The following is a 22,335-nucleotide window of genomic DNA, read 5'->3' as shown; positions in this document are numbered from 1 at the left end:
TTATTATAACTTTATGCGTTTCAATCCTTTCATCGTTTCCTGAAGGACCTTCTGCTGCATTTTCAGTTGTCGCATTTGACTTTTAATAAGGCGCTTCTTTGCCTTTTTACTCTTATATCCGGAAAGAGAACTATTTACTGCTTTTAATTTTGATTGAATCTTAAATTTCACTATTTCCCTGTCCTTAAGAATTGCTTTTACAGGGCAGATCTTTATGCATTTTCCACAGTTGATGCATTTTTCGTCTATAATAATGGCTTTCCCTTTTACCATTTTAATTGCATCCACCGGACATTTCTTAACGCACTTTTTGCATGCTGTACATTTCTTTTTATTGACCAATGGCATATTACCCAATCCTAATTAACAATGGGTTAAGCAGGTATAAAAGTATATACAGTGAATATAATATACTATAGAGGATTTCGATAAACTACCATCAATACCCATACAATTTAATAAAATATAAATAATAGCAAAGCAAATTTACTATTATGGATTCTTTTACTGATTTTGCCTTAAATGAAGAATATAAGCGTCTCCAATCTGTCGGAGATAAGCTTGCTGAAATTGAATATTTAGTAGATTGGAAGCCTTTTCGCCCTATTCTGGAGTCAATGTACATAAACAGAACAGCTTCAGGCGGACGGCCTGAAGCTGATGTTATTGTAATGTTCAAGATGCTTGTTCTGCAACAATGGCATGGTCTTTCTGATGCTGAGCTTGAAAAGCAGTGTATTGACAGGATATCCTTTAGGAAATTCCTGGGATTTCCTGAATATGTACCAGACAGTACAACTGTCTGGTCATTCAGGAAGAGAATTATCGACAATGGTAAAGAAAAAGCGGTGTGGGATGAAATGCAGAATCAGCTTGATGCTCTTGGTTTGAAGATTAAAAAAGGAATGATCCAGGATGCAACTTTTATTCACTCAGATCCAGGACATGCAAAAGCAGATGTACTCAGAGGAAAAGATGCGAAAACAAGAAGAAGCAAAGATGGAACCTGGACTAAGAAAAATGGTAAATCTCACTTTGGATACAAACTTCATACAATTATTGATAAGGATTATGAACTAATCAGAAGATTTGAGACAACAACTGCATCACTTCACGATTCACAGGTTGATCTGTCTGAAAAGGGTGAAGTGGTGTATAGAGATAAAGGATATTTTGGAGCAATAGCAAAAGGTTTTGCAGCAACAATGCAACGAGCTGTAAGAGGACATCCTTTAGGAATAATGGATATCCTCAGAAATGAAAGAATAAGTGTGAAAAGAGTCCCTTGCGAAAGAGTGTATGCAGTGACAAAAGAAATATTTAAAACCAGAAAGGTTCTTGTTACAACTGTAGAAAGAGTGAATGCAAAAATGTTGATGACAGCTTTTTGTTTTAATCTGCATCAATTGAGGACACTAAAAACCAAAGGAGTAATTTAGGATAGCGGGAGCTATACTAAAAATAAGGATTAATGAAGAGAAATAAACAAAATGATAAAAAATGAGAGGATATAATTGAGTTTGAATACTTTAATGATCTAAAATGAGGGAATATCGAAATCCTCTATATAATATTAGACAGAGCAGTATTTGATATGTATTCTATCAAGGAGAGATTATTACGATCCAGGTCATCCAATGGGACATCGACCCTGTACATGTTGTTTTCCTGGAAAAGATAATACTTTCATTGATGATAGGGATACTTATAGGCCTTGAAAGAGAACACTGGCGTGCGGACAAAAAGATATTTGCAGGTGTAAGGACCTTTGCAATAACCTGTATAACAGGCACTCTTGCCACTTTCCTCGCTTCATACATTGGTATCTGGATACTTGTTGTAACAACCCTGCTTGCTGCCTTTTCTTCAGCATCCCTCATATATATGATCAACGTACTAAAAGGGAAATCAGGTCTCACAACTGCAATTGCACTCTTCTGTACATACCTTTTAGGAATAATCGTCGCCCAGGGACTATATCTGATAGCAATAGTTACGGCTCTGATACTGACTTTCCTGTTGATAGAGAAAAAACCCCTGCACTCATTTGCAGAACATCTCTCAGAAGGTGACATTAATAGTGCACTAAAATTCCTTGCAGTCGCCTTCGTCCTTTATCCTATCGTTCCGGAAGAACCTATCTATGGGATCATAAGGCTAAAGCAATCCATACTCATCGTTGTGCTTGTATCGTTCATCAGTTTTGTAAGCTACCTGTCCCTGAAGAAGATGGGACCACAAGGAGGTATTCCTTATTCCGGCCTGTTTGGAGGATTCATAAACAGTGAGGCTACAATAGCCGCACTGTCAGGACTATCCAGAAAAAGACCAATACTTAAGGATTCTATCCACATTGGTGCGATGCTCTCTGTTGTTTCAATGATCATAAGCAACACAATAATAGCATTGATAGCGGATCCAAGTGCAAAGACCGCATCAATGATGGCACCACCTTTCATAGTAATGGGAATCATTGCCATGGTTTTTGTAATACTGAAATGGAAGAAGACATTGAACATTGAAGAAAGTATTGAGATCGGATCACCTTTTGCCCTTGGTCCGGCATTCAAATTCGGTGCGGTTTTCACAATACTTCTCATAATTGCAAACTTTGCAAATGAGTATGCAGGAGCAGGAGGAGCTTATGCAACAGCACTTGGTGGAATTGTCAGCAGTTCTGCTGTGACAGCTTCAGTTGCAGCATTGGCATTCACAGGAAACCTGTCGGTCCAGACTGCCGCTGAGACCGCAATACTCGCAGGGCTTGTCAGCACTCTCAGCAAACCACTTTACATAAAGATCAGCGGTTCACCGGAGTTATTCAGGACAGCACTGTTGTCATTCATCGCAATTGTAATTGCGGGGTCAGTTACACTTATAATATGGAGCTTTTACATGAGAGCATATCTGAGTTGATTCACCAATCTCTATAGCCATATATAAATAAGCAGTACTCTTTTTATTGATTAAACATGCTTGAAAATGTAGACCTCTCAAAAAGTATCAGCAAAGAAGAATACGATAATGTAATTGAAAATTTGAAGATACGAATTGGGGAACTGCAGAGAAAAGCATGGAAAATGGACATTCCAATTATAGTCGTCTTTGAGGGATGGCATGCTTCAGGCATGGCAGAAATAATCAACAGGTTCCTCATGCCCCTCAACCCAATGGGATTCGAGCTTTACACCGCTGGAAAACCGTGTGCTCAGGAAGAGAAGAAACCTTTAATATGGCGCTTCTGGACCAAAATACCGAAAAAAGGTGAAATAGCCATCTTTGACAGGAGCTGGTATCGCAGGATAACCGTCGAGCACAGCAGCAAAGGTAAAGCAAATGATAAAATGTCTAAATGTCTTGAAGGATCGAACTATTTTGAAAGACAGTTGACAGATGAGGGATATCTGCTCATCAAATTCTTCCTGCACATAAGTAAAGAAGAACAGGGAAAAAGATATCGTGAGATGAAAAAACAGGGTATACCAATGTTCATCGTTGAAGAAGAAGAAGAAGAACAGGAATACCTGAATGATTATGACAAACACCTGCCTCTGATAGAAAGCATTCTGGAAAGAACAGACCGGACTTCTGCACCATGGACCATTGTAGAATCAGAAGACAAGAACTTTGCAACCATTAAAATACTTGCAAAGGTAATCGAATCTATTGAAAATAAGATACAAAACAACGAAAATGAGATAAAGATAAGTCAAAATCACCATAATGAAAATTGTATCATTCCCAACATAGATTCATCAATACTTGAAAAGACCGATCTGGACAAAAGTCTCACTTATAAAGAATATAAAAAAGAGAAAAAAATATGCCAGAAAAAGATAACGCAACTCCAGTATGAACTTTTTAAGCACCGTATACCCTTAATATGTGTATTTGAAGGATGGGATGCATCGGGTAAAGGAGGAGGAATCAGGAGGCTTGCACAGAAATTAAATCCCAGACTTTATCAGGTAATTCCTGTTGGCGTTCCCTCACAAACGGAGATTTCACACCACTATCTTTGGAGATTCTATAACGAGATACCTGAAGCAGGTCATATAGCTATTTTTGACAGGAGCTGGTATGGCAGGGTTTTGGTTGAAAGGGTAGAGAATCTTTGCGGTGATCAGGAGTGGAAGCGTGCTTACAGGGAGATTAATGAATTCGAGGAGATACTTTCCAACTACGGTACAATCATTATCAAGTTCTGGGTGCACATAGATAAGGATGAGCAGCTTCACAGGTTCAGGAAAAGAGAAAAAACAGCCCACAAAAAGTGGAAGATTACTCCTGACGACTGGCGTAACCGTGAAAAGTGGAACCTCTACAGGGATGCTGCGGATGAAATGCTACAGAAAACAAGCACATCCTGGGCACCGTGGACAATTGTGGAATCAAACGACAAGTATTACTCAAGGATTAAGATATTCCATACTGTTATTGACCGCATAGAAGAGGAGTTAAAACAGAGAGGAATTCAATAGTCTTCCCTGAAATAAACGTCTTTTTCGGCTCCAGTAAATGTAAATTTTGCCTTATTTTGCGTATTCCATAGCATCAACAGACACTATGTTTTAAGATACTTTGATTATTAGCTCAGTAATTCACCTCTAGATGCATCACGACAATCTTAGTTGAACCGTGATAAGTAAAGAACGTAAAGTCCAAATTTAGACCCTTAGCGAGCCACGGAACCCCCTAACACCATAGTAAGAGGGCGCACTGTTGTGATACATGAACACATTGTCGTAGCGTCGATCAGCAAAGAGGGCGCCGCCGAGTTTTCTAATATCAGAAGGTGTTTTCACCCAACTCGACGTCTTCGTATCGAAATTTCCAATTTTCTGCAACTTCTGATATTGTTCCATCGTTAAAAGTTCAATGCCCATGGCAGCTGCCATATCGATAGCGTTATTTTCTGGTTTATGTTCTTTCCTTGACTCCAGCGCTTCACGATCGTAACAAACATTTCTGCGGCCTTTTGGGCTTTCCGCTGAACAATCATAAAAAATATATTCACCCGTCTTTTTATCATGACCAACAACATCCGGTTCACCGCCGGTTCTTTCCATTTCATTGAGTGACCACAGTTTTTCAGTATTAGCTTCCAGCTTTGCTTGTACTTTAGCCCACTGAAGACCTTTATGGCGGTTCATGTTCTTCTCAAAACGGGTTTTCAGCGCTCTGAGTAGTTCTGCGTGTTGTTCTGTTGACAACTCTTTTTTGAGATTGTGCATAGTCATAATATTCATAGGAATATAGAAAAATAGTTCATTCAGAGAGGAATTCAATAGTCTTCCCTGAAATAAATATCTCTTTCAAATAGCAAACGCCACATATCTGCTTTTGTATCTGCTCTGTCTACATCCAATTCGGCTCCTGAACCCTGCACCTTAATTATTATGTCTTCTTTTTGAAGATCAACACCAGTTATCATACTATTCATTCTGCTAAGATCCAGAGCATCTGCAATCCTCAGGATAGCTGCCATTTTAAGAATATCGTCCTGCATCTCAGCAGTTAATCGGGAAAACTTCTTTTTAGCAGACAATTTCAGCAGCTTGTTTTTGTCTATTTTTTTCTTGTGAAGGAACGTTGTCCATGGCAGGAACAGGCAAAGAGGATATGGAAGTTCCTCCGGACAGGAAGTGAGAAGGATGTCCCTTCCTACTTTGTGATGGGTTTTCATATCGGTCATGACACCTATGTCATGTACAAGAGCTGCAAACCTTAATGTTTGGCGCAGATTATCATTCAGATTGTGAATTGGTTTGAGAGCATCAAACAGTTTCAGGGAATTTTCTGCAACCTTTCGAGCATGGTCCTGTTCAATATTGTATTCCTCGAACATATCCCTGAGAGGAGAATACACTATTTGCTTGTCTTTGGGAATGATCCCATAATCTATTATTTGAGCATCATTTCGAATATTTTCCATGAACAGTGCAAAACCATTGTCAAATTTGGAACTAGTTCCAACAAGCAGACCCACATCATCCCTGAAGAACGAAGCTACCTGATGAAGTTCAGCTTCATTCCCATCACCCACGAGCTCGACCTCAAGCTCAAGATAGCTATTTCTATTTTCATCGCAAGCGACAATTACATCATCAAAACTCAATTCCAAAATGTGTCTTTCTTTGTCGTAGGCCTGAAAGTCCGTCCTTTTGTGTTCCACAGTAAATAATGGAAATAGAGCACCTGAACCTATTATATTCAATATCCGGTTTTTAAGGGCACATTCATCCCACTCTTTAACAGGAAGTTTCTTTGAAAGAGTGAATTCTGTTTCTTCCCTGATATGAATAAGAGAACTGGCACTTTTCAGCGATTTGAGAGTATAGACTACCTTGTCTTTTTTTTCTCTGCACCTGAATGAGAAACCTGAAGCATATATTGCCATGTCCAGAGTATCAAGATAAGTATCCCTGAATTCTTTAGGCACAGGATCTGAAACACTAAACCCAGCTATTGATCTTATACTCATGAGTTTATCAAAGACATCACGCTCTGAAACAAGGAACTTCGCTTCAATTTCCATAAAAGAAATACTATGTCTTAAGTTAAAAGTTTTCTATTAAAGAACAGGGTCATTTTTATGGAATATATAAGACCCTTCACCAGTGCGTGAAAAACCCATCTTTTCCCAGAAGCCGACAGCTTTTGGTCTTACTCTGTCCGCAATGATAGTATTGAAGTGTTCTTTGAACATTTCTATCGTTTTACTGCCATAGTTATTTCCTTCGAATTCTGGAAAAATAATTATAGAATAAATGGTCAAAACATCATCATCTACTCTGCTCCGGGCCTTTCCAACCCTTTGGTCATTAAGATCGATATTCAGCCATCTGTAATCAGAACCTTTCATCGGCAGGAGAAGATCAAATGATAGCTCATGTGGCATGGTAAAGATATCCATCCAGTTACTGTGATCAACCAACTTTTCGATATAGCTGTGCGTTTGCAACAACCGGCTCAAAGAATTTCTGCATTTGTGGAGGAACTTTCTGAGTTTGTTCAGTTGCAAAATAACCCCCATCCAAAGAATCATAGAACATCCTGAGGACTTCTATCTTTTTTTCGTCCTTAAAATGCAAAAGGACATTCTTGCAGAGAATGAGGTTAAAACCTGTCCTGACAGGTTTCAGATCCAAAAGATCATTTTTTGTGAACTCGACGCATTTCCTTATTTCTTTGGAAATCTGGAAGTTGCCAGGCTCATCTGTCGGTGAGAAATATTTGTTCAATATAGGCTCTGGTATCCTCTGAACCATTTCCCGGGGATATATGCCTTTTTTGATTATGTCCCCAAACAGGTTACTATTATCTATATCAGTTGCATGTATCTTGACATTCCGGAAGGTCATACCCATATTCTCTCTCAATGTAATTGCCAGTGAGTAAGGTTCAGGACCCATAGCACAACCAGCATCCCATATGTGAATATAGTGTCTGCTTCGAAGTTCAGGAATTACATAGTCCCTGATCATTTCCAGTGTTTGCATATCCCTGAAAAAATAAGTGAAAGCTATAATTATCCTCTCCTTTTGCCACACAGACATAAAAAAATATATTTACAATTTCTTTCACAAAATGAAACTAATAATAGAACAAGTAAGAAATAGATAATAAAAAGAAAATATCGGTTGCCTGAATATCAGGCAAGACTTGCGATATTTTCAACTTCTTTTTTGTTCAATACCTTAGCAAGGTCAAGAAGTATCAGAAGGCGATCATCCAATTTACCTACGCCCGTGATATATTGCTTGCTTACACTCGACGTGACAAGTTCAGGAGCGGGGTCGATGCTTGAAGCATTTATCCTCAATACTTCATTCACAGAATCAACTATCATACCCACGACATTGTCACCGATCTCAACGACAATTATACGTGAATGCTCATCTACATCCTTGGAACTAAGATTGAAGCGCTTATCAAGATTTATAACCACAATGATCTTGCCACGAAGATTGATAACACCCTCTACATATTCTGGAGATTGTGGTATCTGTGTGATCTCAGGCATCCTTATAATTTCCTGGACCTTCATGATCTCGACTCCAAATTCCTCACCACCTAGCTGGAAAACTACCATTTGTAACAGTTCATCGGTGGAACCTGTTCCAGATATTAAATCATCTGCCATATTATATCACATTCCATTAAACAAGAGCATGTTCCATTTTTTCAATTGATTCGGTTTTTTCTGAATTATCAGTCTGTCCACCTGACGTGGACGTGGAATCCAGTACAAATTTATCGACGACCACTTTCATTTCACCTGCAAGACTTGAGAGATCCTCTGCTGAATGTGAAAGTTCCTGCATTGTGGCACTTTGTTCCTGAACAGCAGCAGATGCTTCCTCAGTTCCGGCAGCCGATTCCTCGGAAATTGCACTGACCTCTTCAACTGAGGACGTAATCTCTTCTATTGAAGCAGACTGTTCCTGTGCGGCAGCCGCAATATCCTGAACCATATTTGCTATCTGGTTACCTGCCTCTACTACATCTTTAATGACTACTGCCACTTCGTTAAGAGCAGTTGCTCCGGTTTCAACCTCTACAGAACCCTGTTGCATGGAAGTCACTGCATTGGCAGTACCTTCCTGTATTTGGCTTATAAGGCCTGCTATCTGTTTGGCGGCATTGCCTGAATCTTCTGCAAGTTTTCTTACTTCATCCGCAACAACTGCAAACCCATGCCCATGTTCGCCAGCTCTGGCTGCTTCAATGGCAGCATTCAGTGCCAGCAGGTTGGTCTGGTCTGCAATGCTGGTAATAAGATTAACTATTTCTCCTATTTCCCTGGATTTGCTGTCAAGATCCATTATAACACTTGAAGACTCTGCAGATGCACTCTTTATGGATTCCATCTTGGCAAGAAGATCATTGGTTACAGAACCGAGGTTGTTTATCAGTTCGTTTGCATTGTTTGCATTATCGGCTGCTTTTTGTGAATTAGAAGCAACTTCCTGTACACTCTGGTTCATATCAGTCATTGCACGAGAAACATCTTCTGTCTTTGATGACTGGGTCTGTGCACCTCTTGAAATCTCAGATACTGTATCAGCTACCTGGTAAGATGAAGATGACATCTGCTCAACGGATGCAGACATTTCTTCCGCTGTCGATGCAACGTTCCTTGAGCTGTCGTGAACCATGGAAACTACTTCATTTAATGACATTCTGGTGTTTTCGACACCATCAGTCAGGACTTTGAACTCGCCAACACCCTGAATTTGAACAGCTCTGCTAAGATCATTATTAGATATGGCTTCAAGAACATCGGAAGAATCTGCAATAATTGCCTGCAGGTTTTCTCCAAAATTATCAAGTGAATCAGAAAATACCTTAAAGTCACCTTTACTTGTGAAACTGAACCTCGCATCTAGTTCACCTTCGGAATAATCATTGACTATGCGCATTGCCTCATTCAGAGGGGTCACAAGTGCATCTACAGCCTGGTTGACAGTGTTGATAGCATCATTAAAGCGTCCTTCGTAGATGGACCCATCAGCCCTGTAGTCAAGGTTTCCAGCCTCTGCAGCATTGCCAAGTTTAATGAACTCATCCACAATTCCTTCTATGTTGCTCATCATTGAGATATAACATGGGATAAGTTCATCGTTGTCTGATCGCTTACCTACTTTCTTGAGTCCAGCAAGATCACTCAGATCACCTACAGCGATTTTCTTGTTCACGCCCATAACAGTCAGGATCCTGTCACGAATACCATTGGTGGCTGATGCCACTTCAGCGAATATCCCCTGATAATTACCTTCAACAGTTCTTGTATGGTCATTATTTTCTATCAATTGCAAAACCTCATTGCTCTCTACAAGACCGGCAAGACCAGCAATACAGTCGTTGATGTTGTTCTTGATATGATTAAAATCACCCTTATATTCAGCAGTTATTCTCTCAGGTACTTCTCCCCTAGATATCTGCTCAACATATTCAGCAGTCATGTTCAATGGGTTGATAACAGCATCAAAAGCATCGTTGACAGTCGTGATAGCTTCGTTGAACAACCCCTGGAAATGTGATGCATCTGCCCTGTAGTCAAGCTTTCCGGTTTCAGCAGCATGACCTAGACTGATAAATTCATCTGCCATACCCTTTACATTTTCCATCATTCCAATGGTATATGGAAGAAGTTTATCATTCTCAGAACGCTTGCCTACTGCTCTGTATTTTTCAAGATCGCTGAAATCTCCTTTGGTCATGTATTCAAAGGTACGCTGAATATTCTGAAGCCTCTTGCAAACTTCATTTACAGCATAGGCATTATCTTTGAATGTCCCATCGTACTGACCTTCAACACTTGTCTCAAAGTCGTTGACAGCCAGTTTAAGCAGAACATCAGTGCTCTCGTTAAGAGGCTTGGCGATGGAATCAAGTGTATTATTGAGATTCTCGATAATGGTCCTGAACTCTCCACCATGGCGGGAAGCATCAGCACGGACATCTACCTTGCCCTGAGAACCTGCTGTTGCGAGCATCTCTGAATCGACAATCAAGGCATTGATAGCATCAACACAAATATTGAGATTGTTTTTAAGATCGTTGAAGCTACCCTTGAACTCCTTTGTTATCTTTGGCGGGATATCGCCATTTGAAAGGCGGGTTACATATTTGGAAGCTGCCATGAAAGGAATAACAATGGCATCTATCATTGAGTTGATACCTGTAACAAGTTCTTTAAAGTCACCTTCAAAGTTCTCAGGATCTGCACGAACATCAAGATGTCCTTCAACAGTAGAGTTTACAAGCAAAGTAATCTGTTCCGAGAGTTTTTCCTGTTGCTCTACCTCATTCTTCCACCCTGTAGCTTTGTCCAGAAACGCATTCAATGCTTCTGACATCTCACCCTCTAATCCATTGGTCTGAGGACTCAACCTTGAATCTGAATTGCCATTATCAATGGAAGTCAGAACATCAATTATCTCATTGTATAGTTTGTTATTTTTCCCTAGCATGTTTTCACCCTGCCGTATCAAAATTGATGCTCGGCGTAAGTTTAACTTTTGCACATTTAGACCTATAAATTTGCATTCGAACATACAATTCTATATAATTATAATTAGGCTTATTTAAAGATAAACACGATATTATAAAAGTATACCTACACAAAATATATATGTACAAATATAAAATAAGATTGGGTAATAAAGAACTAATGTAACTATTCAGCCTGACTGTTTTAATGATGCAAAAAACAATATACTATGGCTTCATTCTATGTGTTAAAAAATATTCAGTAAAATATCATAAAAAACGTCTATCAATCTGAGGGGATTTGTATAGACCGCGAAGAAATACTTGCAGTTTATGAAGCTGGTCCAGAAGCAGTAGTAGAACTTGTAACTCGATTACTTGGGATAATTGAACATCAATCTCTCCAAATTGCACAACTTGAAGAGCGTGTCAGGCATTTGGAAGAAATGCTTGAAAAGAATAGTCGCAACAGTAGCAAACCACCTTCTACTGATTCTTATGCACGGAATAAACCAACCGTTAAAAGTCAAAGAAAAAAGACCAATAAGCATGTAGGTGGTCAAAACGGTCATCCTGGTACTACATTAAGAATAAATGATGATCCGGATGAAGTTATTGTTCATCCTGTTAATCAATGCGTCAATTGTGGGAGATCGTTAGCTTCTGTTCCCTCTGACTATGAAAGAAGACAGGTCTTTGACATTCCTCCTATAACTATCAATTGCATTGAACATCGTTGCGAGATTAAAACATGTCCCAAATGTTCTCATGTAAACAAAGCTCTTTTTCCAGATGGTGTAACTCAGCCGACTCAATACGGTCATCGAGTTAAGTCATTTGCAGTTTATTTGCACACTTACCAATTACTTCCTTATCAGCGTGTTACCAAGTTGTTCTCTGATATTTTGGGATGCAAGATAAGTCCTGCTACTTTGGTGAACACGGAACGTAGTTGTTTTGAGAAGCTTGGAGCTTTTGAAAATACAGTGAAACATCTCCTGAAAGAATCTCCTGTCATCAATCTGGATGAAACAGGAATGAGAATAAATGCAGTTCGTAATTGGCTTCATGTGGCAGGTACAGACAAACTGACCTATTATTTTGCACATCGCAAAAGGGGCTCAGAAGCAATGGATGCTATGGGCATATTACCAGGTTACACTGGTGTTGCAACACATGATTTTTGGAAACCGTACAACAAATATGAATGTCAACATTCATTATGTAATGCACATTTATTACGAGAGTTAACTGGAGCTTCCGAAAACAGGGATCAACAGTGGCCAAAGATAATGAGTGATCTCTTGATATGCATTAAACATCATGTTGATAATGATCTTTTAGATACTGAGCTAATTCAAAGGTTCAGTGAGGATTATGATCACATAACTTGTTTAGGAGTGAATGAAAATCCTCCTGATCCGGAATCAAATGTGCGGTCTAAAAAACGAGGACGTAAGAAGCAGACCACGGTAAAGAATTTGCTGGATAGGTTTATTGGCCATAAAGAGGATATCTTGCGATTTATGTACGACCAAAACGTTCCGTTTGATAACAATCAGGCTGAAAGAGATATCAGAATGACGAAAGTACAGCAGAAGATATCAGGTACTTTCCGCAGTGAACAGGGTGCAAAAAATTTCTGCCGTATAAGAGGATACGTGTCTACTGTTAATAAGAATTCTGAATCTGTTATCGATGCAATTAGTGCAATATTTTATGGCAATTCATTTGTTCCAAAGTTGCAGAATTGATCGTGGATGAAGAAATCAGCTTGGTGGAAGTGAGCTAGGCTGAATAGTTACGAACTAATAATGAAAAGATATGGTGAGAATGATTACGCTATCATTCTCAATTACTCACCCAAGAGTACAGTGAACACATATTATATCACGCCATATAGTATAATATTCTACTATACCAGATATAATCACACAAAAGCATGCTCTTTCTTTTCAATCTCCGGACCTCTTGCAGAACTGGCTACTTTCCCATCTGATCTTGAAGTGGAATCCAGTATGAACTCATCGACAACTGCTTTCATGTCACCTGCAAGACTTGAGAGGTCTTCTGCAGATCTTGAAAGTTCCTGCATTGTTGCTGTCTGTTCCTGTACAGCCGCAGATGCTTCTTCTGTGCCTGCAGCCGATTCCTCAGAAATGGCACTGACCTCTTCCACAGAAGAAGTGACCTCTTCAATAGAAGCTGACTGCTCCTGTGCAGCAGCGGCAATATCCTGTACCATACTTGCAATGATATCACCGGTAGTTACAACCTTTTCAATTACTACAGCAGCCTCATTGAGTGCCTCCGCACCTGTGGAAACTTCTTCAGAACCCTGCTGCATGGAAGTAACTGCATTGGCAGTACCTGCCTGGATCTGACTTATGAGAGTTGCAATCTGTTTGGCTGCATTGCCCGAATCTTCGGCAAGTTTTCTGACTTCATCCGCAACTACGGCAAATCCACGACCATGTTCACCTGCACGGGCAGCTTCAATTGCAGCATTAAGCGCAAGCAGGTTGGTCTGGTCTGCAATGCTGGTAATAAGATTGACGATTTCACCAATCTGTTTGGACTTGCCATCAAGCTCCATTATTACACCGGAGGAATCGGATGTTGCGTCCTTTATACTATCCATTTTCTTCAGCAGATCCTTGGTAATTGTACCAAGATTGTGGATCAGGTCATTGGACTCTTTTGCAGTTTCAGCAGCCTTTTGGGAATTGGAAGCTACTTCCTGAACGGTCATGGTCATGTCAACCATTGCACGTGAGACTTCCTCAGTCTTTACAGCCTGGTTCTGCGCACCCTTGGAGATCTCGGAAACAGTATCCGCAATCTGGTAGGATGATGAAGTCATTTCTTCTACCGATGCAGACATTTCTTCTGCTGTGGATGCAACATTCCTTGAACTTCCATGTACCATTGAAACAACATCATTCAATGATTTTCTTGTATTCTCTATTCCATCTGTCAGCGCCTTGAAATCACCAACGCCATCAATGCCTACAGGATGAGAAAGATCATTTTCAGAAATTGCTGTAAGTACAGCACTTAGATCGGATATGAGGCTTTGCAAAGAATTACCGAATCCATTGAGAGTATCACCAAGTTCTTTGAAATCTCCACGGACATCTATTGTAAATCTTGCATTAAGGTCGCCGTATGCATAGGCATTTATGACTTTTGTAGCTTCGTTGAACGGATGAATGACAGCATCTAGACATCCATTAACGCCCTCTACGATTTTACGGAAATCACCATGATGTCTGGATGCATCGGCACGTGTGCTTAGCTGACCGTTGATTCCTGCCTGGGCCAAATTATTGGCATCTTCAACTAAAGCATTAATAGCATCGATGCAACCATTAAGATTATTCTTGATATCATTGAAGTCACCATAATATTCCTCCGTGATCTTATCAGGAATATCACCTTTGGAAATGTGATCCACGTATTCAGCAGCAACATTGAGTGGAGATATTACTGAATCAAGGGTGTTATTGACAGCTATCATGATCTCATGGTTATTGCCCGTGAACTTATCTGCATCAGCCCTTACATCCAGTTTTCCTTTAACAGCTGCTTCTGCAAGGTTTAGGACTTCTTCGGTAACACCTACCTCAGTAGTAAGGTCAAACACATACTCAAGCGCACCCACTACGTTGCCATCTGCATCTTTAAGTACTGTGGCGGTGTAGCGTATTGGCAAATCTCCCGAAGGAAGTCTTGCAACAGTATCACTCGTACAAACCTCGCCGGTCTTAATGCTTTTTGCAACCTGACAGTTCTCTGTATTACAGTGCGGAGTCTTGAAAAGATCGTAACATTTCTTGCCAGTACATGCCTCGGTAGTGCTTTTAAGTGCAGCAGCTCCGGCAGGATTAATGAACTTGACATTAAGGTCCGTATCCATTGCCATGATTGGTGTTGGAATACTATTAAGATAGTCGACCTTGGTTCTTGCATCTGCTATTGCAGTCCTGATTTGAGTTTGGTCTGTGAATATTTCCAGACAGCCGATAACTTTGCCCTGTCTGTCCTTAAGAGGTGCACCACTACATTCAAGATTAATATCCTGACCTCCAATGCTAGCTACACCCTCACTTTTTTCGTTGTTTCCAGATACCATTGCCATATGGCAGACACATGAATCAGTCCCACAGGCACTGGTTTTGTAAATGTCATGACACTTACGTTCAAGCATGTCACCTAAACTAAGACTCGCCACACCTGCTGCCTGATTATTGACATAGTTAATTGAGTAGTCATTATCAATTATCATAAATGGAACAGGGACATTATCGAGATGGCCCACAAGTGTATTGACAATATCATTCATTTCCTGTATCAGCTTGGCATACTCACCATTGAACTTCTCAGGGTTTGCGCGAACAGTGAGTTTTCCCTCAATTGCGGAATCTGCAAGGAAACTGGCTTCATCAAGGAGTGAATTATAGTTATTAACCAAACTTTTAATACTAATTGAGTATAACAATACTGTATGGCTAAACCCGAACAAATTCCGATAAAGCATCATCTTTCATCAGAAGAATTGCTTAAACATATTAAGTCATTAGAGAAAGACACACGAGTTCTACAACGTTTATATTTTGTTAAACATCGTTATGAAGGAGCTTCTGTTAATGAAGCAGCTAAACTTGTAGGGATATCAAAACCCGTTGCATATCAATGGCAAGAGCGGTGGAATCAAGACGGATATGAAGGATTAAAGCCTAGGTTTTCAGGAGGATGTCCTTCCAAACTCACTGATGATCAAAAAGAAAAACTAAGGGACATGTTACATGAAAGAGATGATTGGTCTACAAAAGAAGTTCAGGAACTCATTTATAATGAATTTAAGGTTCAATACACCATTAAGCAAATACTAGTGATCTTGAAGAAGTTTGGCATGCATCATGCCAAACCATATGCGCATGATTATCGAAGACCACAAAATGCAGAAGATTGTTTAAAAAAAACTTACCGTTAATCGATGATGATTGCGTTATCGGATTTCTTGATGAATCATCTCCCCAAACAACATCAAATACGGTTCGTTTATGGTCTTTCAATAAACCTGCCATCTTCAAAAACACAACCAGGATAAAAGCAAACTCCTTCGGTTTTTATGCATTGAATGGTAATTCTGTTATTGATTTCAAAGAACATTCAACCAAGGAGGATGTATGTTCGTTTTTATCAGCTGTTAAAAACAATAACATGGGAGAGAGAATCGTAATTATTCTCGACAATTTTAGATCACATCGAGCAAAATATACAGTGGAATTTGCACAGGCAAATGATATTGAATTGGTCTATTTACCTCCATATTCACCCGACTTGAATCCAATCGAATTCATCTGGAAAAGTGTCAAAAGAATTATTTCTCGCAATTTTGTGAAAGATCTGGATCATATGAAAAATCTGATTGCTGAGGAGTTTATTGATTGTTCATCGAAGATTAGCTTCGCAAGAAAATGGATTGAGACATTTCTGGATAATAAGTTGAAAATGTTAAGTTAATAACTATAATCGAATCAATGCACATGTTGAGATTGTTCTTGATCTCGTTAAAATCACCCTTATAATCGTCTGTGATCTTTTCAGGAATGTCACCTTTGGAAATACGATCAATATATTCAGCAGAAACATTCAACGGACCCATTACAGCATCCAGAAGCCTATTTATACCTCCAAGAATGTTTTTACAATTGCCATCCAATTCTGAAATATCACCACGTGTATCGAGTTTTCCCTCTACAATTGCGTCGATAAGTAAAAGAACCTCATTTGCAAGTTTTTTGTTATGGACTTCTTCAGCAGCCATTTGCTCCAATCTATTTTCCTTCTTCGATAATTCATTTTTCAAGGAAACATATTCATCTAAGATCAGATTCACTGATTCTGCCACTTTCTTATCTAAAGAACCATTTTTTGGAGATATTCTAACAGCTGAATCCCCAGATTCCACTGCATCAAGTACATTAATAAGCTCAGTTTTAAGTTTATCATTCATTCCTAGCATTTTTAATCCGTCCGTAAATAAATAAGTTTTATAACTCAAATTTTAGCACGTTTCACTTTATTGCAAGAAAACGTGCATTTGATGAGCAGCTTTGCCTTGCAAAGCTGCATATATACAATTGAATTATATAAAATAAATTAGATATTTAAAGTTATTGATTTTTCATGTGTAAAAATTATTTAACACATGTCTGTTGTTTACGAATTTAGAACAATATGTAACGGTGTTAACAATACACTTATATATGCAGTTGTTACACAAAACCGAAATTAGTAACAATCTCACAAATGTGAATACGAAGTAAAAACTTTGCTACACTTGTGCATTACATTTACGTCAAAGAAACTATAGAGAATATATTAATGCGCATATACAAAAAAGAAACAAGTATGATTAAAAATGTTCTAAAAGACAACCCTCGTGGCCTTAGTGTTACGGATATTTCTAAAAAAATAGGCATTAACCGAAATACTGTTGCAAAGTACCTGGAAATCCTTAGAATCAGTGGGCACATTGAAATGGAATCAATTGGTACTGCCAAAATATATTACTTATCGCAAAAGATACCAATCTCAACATTACTGAATTTTACCTCAGATAATATACTGGTAATAGATAGCGAACACAAAGTCGTTCAGGCAAATGAAAGGTTTGCAGACATGCTTGGTATTCCTAAAAAAGAATTAAGTGGCAGGCCAATCGAAGAGCTAATCACTCCAATGATGTCAACTAGGACATTTATAGAAAAAATAGATGAAGGTATCAAAGGAAAAGAACTGGTAGAGATCCTTGACCTGATCATAAAAAATGAACTACGTTTTTTCAAAACTAAAATAATTCCTTCAACGTTCGATGATGGTGAATCAAGCGTAACCGTGATCATGGAAAATATAACTGAAAACATGAATTCTCTAAATTATTTGAAAGAAGAACAGGAAAAACTTGAAATCCTTGTTTCTGAAAGAACATCAGAACTTAAAAAATCAAACGAATTGCTCAAAAAAGAGATCACTGAGAGAAAAGTAGCAGAAGAGAGAATTCTGGAAGAACATGCAAAAGCACAGAATTATCTTGACGTTGCCGGCGTTTTGATAATGGTACTGGACAAGGATAAAAATTGCACTCTTATAAACAGAAAAGGACTTGGTATCCTTGAATGTGATATTGAGGATATTATTGGCAAAAAATTCCTGGACAATTTCCTTTTAGAAGGGGACAAAGATAATGCTCTGATCAGATGCAATAGAATTCTGAATGAGGGATTTGAAACTAACTGTGAAAGCCACATTGTCACATCCACTGGATAAAATAAATTAATCAAATGGATAAATGTAAGCCTTAAAGACAAAAATGGTAACATTTTGGGAATTATCACATCAGGTGAAGATATTACTAAACAGAGAGAAATGGAAGAAAAACTAAAAGAGAGCGAGAGAAAACACCGGCTTCTTGCTGAAAACACCCTTGACAGTATATGGCAACTGGACGAAAACCTTGTATTTACCTATGCCAATCCTGCCACAATAACAATAACAGATCTTAAATCGGAAGATGTCGTCGGGACTAAACTTCAGGACCATTTTCCTGAAAATGAAATAAAAAAAATGGAAGACGCAATGAAGTATTCTGTGGAAAATAGGTATGATGATGAATTTACAAAAATTGAAACGTTCACATACGATAAAAATAGGAAGCTTGTACCATATAAATATACGCTAAAATATTACTTGATGATGACAGGAATTTTTGTGGATATCAAGGAACCAACAGAAAAAGATCAGATGATTGTGATTCACTAAAATAAATCATTCTGACTCCGGAAAAACCAGCATGTTTTTTTATTGATTACTAATTATATTTGATCAATGCCTTCTTTTTTTATTAATTATTGTGTAGGGCAGGCAGAATATATAAATTACTTACCAGAAACTACATAAAAGAACATGATATATAGAATAGAAATCCATCTGAGACGGAGTTAGATGATTCTCTATTATAATTTACCACTCACACTACTACATAATTTCCCGGAGGATTCCCATGAAAGTAAAAATAACTGAAACCATTCTACGAGATGCGCATCAATCACTTATTGCAACCCGAATGCGCACCCGAAACATGTTACCAGTAGTTGACAAACTGGACGAAATTGGATATTTTTCACTTGAGATGTGGGGAGGTGCTACATTTGATACCTCCATAAGATACCTGAACGAAGACCCTTGGGAAAGGTTGAGGGAGCTAAAAAAGCACATGAAGAATACACCGGCCCAGATGCTCCTGCGCGGACAGAATCTGGTTGGTTACAGGCATTACTCTGATGACGTTGTGGAAAAATTTGTTAAGAAAGCCCATGAGAACGGCATTGATATCTTCAGGGTCTTTGATGCTGTAAATGACATCCGAAACATGGAAAAAGCAATAACCGTGGCTAAAAAGGAAGGTGCACATGTCCAGGGAACAATATGTTACACCATAAGCCCGGTACACACCATTGAGAAATATGTCGAACTTGCAAAAGATCTTGCAGAACTGGAATGTGATTCCCTGTGTATAAAGGATATGGCAGGACTGATTTCACCACAGCAGGCACATGACCTTGTGAAAGCCCTGAAAACCGAAGTGAACCTTCCGGTGGACCTGCACTGCCATTGTACATCAGGCATGGCACCGATGAGTTATACCGCTGCATGCAGGGCAGGTGTCGATGTACTTGACACCGCACTTTCACCCTTCGCATGGGGTACTTCCCAGCCACCTACAGAATCTATTGTTGCCGCACTTGCCGAGACAAAACGTGCTACAGGACTGGACCTTGAACTGATAGCCGAAGTTGCCAAATATTTTGCGGATCTCAAAGAAGAATACAGATGCATACTTAATCCGATATCAGAGCAAATCGACACTAATGTATTGCTTTACCAGATACCGGGCGGTATGCTGTCAAACCTGGTTTCCCAGCTCAAGGAACAGAATGCACTTGATAAGTATAATGATGTACTTGACGAGATGCCAAGGGTCAGAGCCGAACTTGGATATCCTCCGCTTGTCACTCCGACAAGCCAGATAGTAGGTACCCAGGCTGTACTCAATGTCCTGATGGGTGAGAGATATAAGGTAATCCCAAAAGAAGTGAAGGACTACGTGCGTGGCCTTTACGGCAGGCCTCCCCAGAAAATTGATGATGACATCGTCGGAAAGATAATAGGAAATGAGGACCCCATAACATGCCGGCCCGCAGATCTTCTTGAACCTGAATACGAGAAGATGAAAAAGGAAGCCGAAGAAATGGGACTTGTAAAGAAAGAAGAAGACATACTCACATACATCCTTTATCCGGCAGTTGCACCTGCTTTCCTAAAGGGAGAGCTTGAAGAGGAAGACCTTGCACCAATCATGGAAAAGAAAAATCCATGCGCTGCTTCATCCGATGTTTCCGGAATACCAACTGACTTCAAAGTAGAAGTTGACGGGGAAATGTTCAATGTCAAGGTCAACCCGGTTGGAGGAGCAGTAACAGTAGAAGCTCCAAAAGAAGAAGTAACTTCAGAATCAGTCCCAGGAGCAGTTACCAGCCACATGCAGGGAATGATTCTGTCCGTTAAAGTCAAAATTGGAGACCAGATAAGCGAAGGTGACACTGTCTGTGTGATAGAGGCAATGAAAATGGAGAATGCCATTCATGCACCACACGGAGGCACCGTGAAAGAGATATTTGTTGCAGAGGGTGATGCTGTAACTTCCGGTTACGTACTTATGAGCATTGACTAGAGGTAGTTATTATGTTCAAGAAAGTACTTGTTGCAAATCGAGGAGAAATCGCCATCAGGGCGATGAGAGCATGCAGGGAACTGGGAGTCAAGACCGTAGCAGTATACTCGGAAGCAGATAAGAATGCTCTCTTTGCAAAGTATGCGGACGAAGCTTATTATATCGGTCCTGCACCCTCAAGCCAGAGTTATCTTAACATGGACAAGATAATAGAGGTGGCCCTTGAGAGCGGAGCAGAAGGCATACATCCTGGCTACGGATTCCTTTCGGAAAACAGCGTCTTTGCAAGAAAATGTGAAGAGGCAGGAATAGTCTTTATCGGCCCGCCCAGCAAAGCAATCGAGCAGATGGGAAGCAAGATAGCAGCAAGAAATACAATGATAAAGGCAGGTGTTCCGGTAGTTCCCGGAACCGAGGGAGCCATATCAAACGAAGAAGAAGCTATCGAAATAGCCGACTCCATAGGTTATCCGGTCATGATCAAAGCATCAGCAGGAGGGGGCGGAATTGGTATGAAGATAGTCCACTCCAAAGAAGGTTTCAAGGCAGCCCTCAATTCAATCCAGTCTGTTGCTGCTTCAGCTTTTGGTGATCCCACTGTCTTCATAGAGAAATATGTCGAGGAACCCAGGCATATAGAATTCCAGATACTTGCAGATAAATATGGGGATGTCGTTTATGTTATGGAAAGAGAATGCTCCATACAGCGCAGACATCAGAAGCTAATAGAAGAAGCACCATCTCCTGTAATGACACCCGAACTTCGTAAGGAAATGGGTGAAACAGCAGTCAAAGCTGCCAAAGCTATAGGTTATGAGAATGCAGGAACTGTAGAATTCCTCTATTCAAAAGGAGATTACTACTTCCTTGAAGTTAACACTAGGTTGCAGGTCGAGCATACCATTACCGAAATGATCACCGGTATAGACCTTGCTAAACAGCAGTTGCACATTGCATGTGGTGAAAAGCTCCCATACAAGCAGGAAGATATTGTCCACAGAGGATGGGCAATAGAGTGCCGTATCAATGCAGAAGATCCGCTTAATGATTTTGCACCTTCTCCAGGTAAGATAAGGAGATATCGCTCCGCAGGAGGTCCCGGCATACGAGTTGACAGCGGAGTACATATGGGATATACTATATCACCATATTATGATTCCATGATCTCAAAACTATGCGCATGGGGACAGACAAGGGAAGAAGCCATTGACCGGATGAAGCGTGCACTCTATGAGTATGTAGTTGCAGGAGTAACAACAAACATCCCATTCCACAAGGCAGTTCTGAGAAACGAAGCTTTCAGGGAAGGTAAACTTACAACTCACTTCATCGACGAATACAATATCATTGAAGATGTCAAGAAGGTCGTGGAAGAAGATACTACCAAAGGTGTTACCCTGGCTTCAGTACTTGATAACAAGGATCTGAAAATAGCTGCCGTAACAGCTGCTGTAGGTTCATATGTAAATGCTGTCAAAAAACAGACAAAGTAACAAAGTTTTGGTAGCAACATATATCTAGATAGGGAATAAACT

At 39.6% G+C, this 22,335-nt stretch carries 17 protein-coding genes and 1 pseudogene; 9 read left to right on the top strand and 9 right to left on the bottom strand.

All coding sequences use genetic code 11. The features are described from left to right. Positions 1 to 3: 3 nt before the first annotated feature. The gene (locus V7O67_RS12960) at positions 4 to 348 is read right to left on the bottom strand and encodes a 4Fe-4S binding protein (RefSeq protein ID WP_342304445.1); all 345 of its coding nucleotides are present in this window, start codon (positions 346 to 348) and stop codon (positions 4 to 6) included. A 146-nt stretch (positions 349 to 494) separates the two neighbouring features. Here V7O67_RS12960 and V7O67_RS12955 point away from each other — a divergent pair, with 146 nt between their 5' ends. The 3 genes from V7O67_RS12955 to pap all read left to right on the top strand — a co-directional run bounded on the left by V7O67_RS12955 (position 495) and on the right by pap (position 4,481). Further along, positions 495 to 1,439, top strand: a complete 945-nt coding sequence (locus V7O67_RS12955; protein ID WP_342303665.1) for an IS5 family transposase — start codon at positions 495 to 497, stop codon at positions 1,437 to 1,439. Positions 1,440 to 1,614: 175 nt separating this feature from the next. Further along, the gene (locus V7O67_RS12950; RefSeq protein WP_406671487.1) at positions 1,615 to 2,916 is read left to right on the top strand and encodes an MgtC/SapB family protein; all 1,302 of its coding nucleotides are present in this window, start codon (positions 1,615 to 1,617) and stop codon (positions 2,914 to 2,916) included. A gap of 56 nt (positions 2,917 to 2,972) precedes the next feature. Continuing rightward, positions 2,973 to 4,481 carry a polyphosphate:AMP phosphotransferase gene (gene pap / locus V7O67_RS12945; protein WP_406670189.1) on the top strand — a complete coding sequence of 503 codons (1,509 nt, stop codon included), beginning with the start codon at positions 2,973 to 2,975 and terminating at the stop codon, positions 4,479 to 4,481. A gap of 186 nt (positions 4,482 to 4,667) precedes the next feature. On the opposite strand, the gene V7O67_RS12940 is transcribed toward pap, so the two are convergent. The 6 genes from V7O67_RS12940 to V7O67_RS12915 all read right to left on the bottom strand — a co-directional run bounded on the left by V7O67_RS12940 (position 4,668) and on the right by V7O67_RS12915 (position 10,979). Further along, positions 4,668 to 5,288 carry a DUF4256 domain-containing protein gene (locus V7O67_RS12940; protein WP_342304447.1) on the bottom strand — a complete coding sequence of 207 codons (621 nt, stop codon included), beginning with the start codon at positions 5,286 to 5,288 and terminating at the stop codon, positions 4,668 to 4,670. Continuing rightward, the gene (locus tag V7O67_RS12935) at positions 5,285 to 6,538 is read right to left on the bottom strand and encodes a CYTH domain-containing protein (protein ID WP_342304448.1); all 1,254 of its coding nucleotides are present in this window, start codon (positions 6,536 to 6,538) and stop codon (positions 5,285 to 5,287) included. The genes V7O67_RS12940 and V7O67_RS12935 overlap by 4 nt, the downstream gene beginning before the upstream one ends. 36 nt (positions 6,539 to 6,574) lie before the next feature. After that, positions 6,575 to 6,916, bottom strand: coding sequence for a GNAT family N-acetyltransferase (locus tag V7O67_RS12930; RefSeq protein WP_342304449.1), 342 nt, complete (start codon positions 6,914 to 6,916; stop codon positions 6,575 to 6,577). A 13-nt stretch (positions 6,917 to 6,929) separates the two neighbouring features. After that, positions 6,930 to 7,559 (bottom strand): CheR family methyltransferase, encoded by a 630-nt coding sequence (locus V7O67_RS12925; protein WP_342304450.1) that lies wholly within the window; start codon positions 7,557 to 7,559, stop codon positions 6,930 to 6,932. A 95-nt stretch (positions 7,560 to 7,654) separates the two neighbouring features. After that, a complete protein-coding gene (locus V7O67_RS12920; protein ID WP_342304451.1) occupies positions 7,655 to 8,146 on the bottom strand; it encodes a chemotaxis protein CheW in 492 nt (163 codons plus the stop codon). Between the two features lie 16 nt (positions 8,147 to 8,162). After that, positions 8,163 to 10,979, bottom strand: coding sequence for a methyl-accepting chemotaxis protein (locus tag V7O67_RS12915; RefSeq protein WP_406670188.1), 2,817 nt, complete (start codon positions 10,977 to 10,979; stop codon positions 8,163 to 8,165). 324 nt (positions 10,980 to 11,303) lie between these two features. Here V7O67_RS12915 and tnpC point away from each other — a divergent pair, with 324 nt between their 5' ends. After that, entirely contained in the window at positions 11,304 to 12,752 is a 1,449-nt protein-coding gene (gene tnpC, locus V7O67_RS12910) for an IS66 family transposase (protein WP_406671410.1), read from the top strand. 176 nt (positions 12,753 to 12,928) lie between these two features. Here the strand turns inward: tnpC and V7O67_RS12905 are convergent, their stop codons facing one another. Then, positions 12,929 to 15,472: a methyl-accepting chemotaxis protein gene (locus V7O67_RS12905; RefSeq protein ID WP_406670187.1), complete on the bottom strand. Its 2,544-nt coding sequence runs from the start codon at positions 15,470 to 15,472 to the stop codon at positions 12,929 to 12,931. Between the two features lie 33 nt (positions 15,473 to 15,505). On the opposite strand from V7O67_RS12905, the pseudogene V7O67_RS12900 reads away from it, so the two are divergent. Then, positions 15,506 to 16,527: pseudogene (locus tag V7O67_RS12900) on the top strand (IS630 family transposase). On the opposite strand, the gene V7O67_RS12895 reads toward V7O67_RS12900, so the two are convergent. Continuing rightward, positions 16,466 to 17,020, bottom strand: a complete 555-nt coding sequence (locus V7O67_RS12895; RefSeq protein ID WP_342304455.1) for a hypothetical protein — start codon at positions 17,018 to 17,020, stop codon at positions 16,466 to 16,468. The pseudogene V7O67_RS12900 and the gene V7O67_RS12895 sit on opposite strands and share 62 nt — an antisense overlap. Positions 17,021 to 17,418: 398 nt before the next feature. Between V7O67_RS12895 and V7O67_RS12890 the strand changes: the two genes are divergently transcribed. The 4 genes from V7O67_RS12890 (at position 17,419) to V7O67_RS12875 (ending at position 22,293) form a co-directional block, all read left to right on the top strand. Continuing rightward, positions 17,419 to 18,336 (top strand): PAS domain-containing protein, encoded by a 918-nt coding sequence (locus tag V7O67_RS12890; protein WP_406670186.1) that lies wholly within the window; start codon positions 17,419 to 17,421, stop codon positions 18,334 to 18,336. Between the two features lie 99 nt (positions 18,337 to 18,435). Next, on the top strand, positions 18,436 to 18,828 hold the full coding sequence (locus V7O67_RS12885) for a PAS domain S-box protein (protein ID WP_342304457.1): 393 nt from the start codon (positions 18,436 to 18,438) through the stop codon (positions 18,826 to 18,828). A gap of 241 nt (positions 18,829 to 19,069) precedes the next feature. Beyond that, complete coding sequence (oadA, locus tag V7O67_RS12880; protein ID WP_406670184.1) at positions 19,070 to 20,800, top strand: sodium-extruding oxaloacetate decarboxylase subunit alpha; 1,731 nt, start codon at positions 19,070 to 19,072, stop codon at positions 20,798 to 20,800. Positions 20,801 to 20,811: 11 nt separating this feature from the next. Then, a complete protein-coding gene (locus V7O67_RS12875) occupies positions 20,812 to 22,293 on the top strand; it encodes an acetyl-CoA carboxylase biotin carboxylase subunit (protein WP_406670182.1) in 1,482 nt (493 codons plus the stop codon). The last annotated feature ends 42 nt before the right edge of the window (positions 22,294 to 22,335 follow it).

Source organism: Methanolobus sp. ZRKC4 (genome assembly GCF_045291305.1).
Lineage (GTDB): Archaea > Halobacteriota > Methanosarcinia > Methanosarcinales > Methanosarcinaceae > Methanolobus.
This window is presented reverse-complemented; position numbering and strand designations above follow the sequence as displayed.

What these genes read in the sequence shown, in the direction of transcription:
- V7O67_RS12960 (WP_342304445.1), bottom strand. Translation starts at nt 348, where the DNA reads ATGCCATTGGTCAATAAAAAGAAATGTACAGCATGCAAAAAGTGCGTT.
- V7O67_RS12955 (WP_342303665.1), top strand. Translation starts at nt 495, where the DNA reads ATGGATTCTTTTACTGATTTTGCCTTAAATGAAGAATATAAGCGTCTC.
- pap (WP_406670189.1), top strand. Translation starts at nt 2,973, where the DNA reads ATGCTTGAAAATGTAGACCTCTCAAAAAGTATCAGCAAAGAAGAATAC.
- V7O67_RS12935 (WP_342304448.1), bottom strand. Translation starts at nt 6,538, where the DNA reads ATGGAAATTGAAGCGAAGTTCCTTGTTTCAGAGCGTGATGTCTTTGAT.
- V7O67_RS12930 (WP_342304449.1), bottom strand. Translation starts at nt 6,916, where the DNA reads ATGGATATCTTTACCATGCCACATGAGCTATCATTTGATCTTCTCCTG.
- V7O67_RS12925 (WP_342304450.1), bottom strand. Translation starts at nt 7,559, where the DNA reads ATGTCTGTGTGGCAAAAGGAGAGGATAATTATAGCTTTCACTTATTTT.
- V7O67_RS12920 (WP_342304451.1), bottom strand. Translation starts at nt 8,146, where the DNA reads ATGGCAGATGATTTAATATCTGGAACAGGTTCCACCGATGAACTGTTA.
- V7O67_RS12915 (WP_406670188.1), bottom strand. Translation starts at nt 10,979, where the DNA reads ATGCTAGGGAAAAATAACAAACTATACAATGAGATAATTGATGTTCTG.
- V7O67_RS12895 (WP_342304455.1), bottom strand. Translation starts at nt 17,020, where the DNA reads ATGAATGATAAACTTAAAACTGAGCTTATTAATGTACTTGATGCAGTG.
- V7O67_RS12890 (WP_406670186.1), top strand. Translation starts at nt 17,419, where the DNA reads ATGATTAAAAATGTTCTAAAAGACAACCCTCGTGGCCTTAGTGTTACG.
- V7O67_RS12885 (WP_342304457.1), top strand. Translation starts at nt 18,436, where the DNA reads ATGGAAGAAAAACTAAAAGAGAGCGAGAGAAAACACCGGCTTCTTGCT.
- oadA (WP_406670184.1), top strand. Translation starts at nt 19,070, where the DNA reads ATGAAAGTAAAAATAACTGAAACCATTCTACGAGATGCGCATCAATCA.
- V7O67_RS12875 (WP_406670182.1), top strand. Translation starts at nt 20,812, where the DNA reads ATGTTCAAGAAAGTACTTGTTGCAAATCGAGGAGAAATCGCCATCAGG.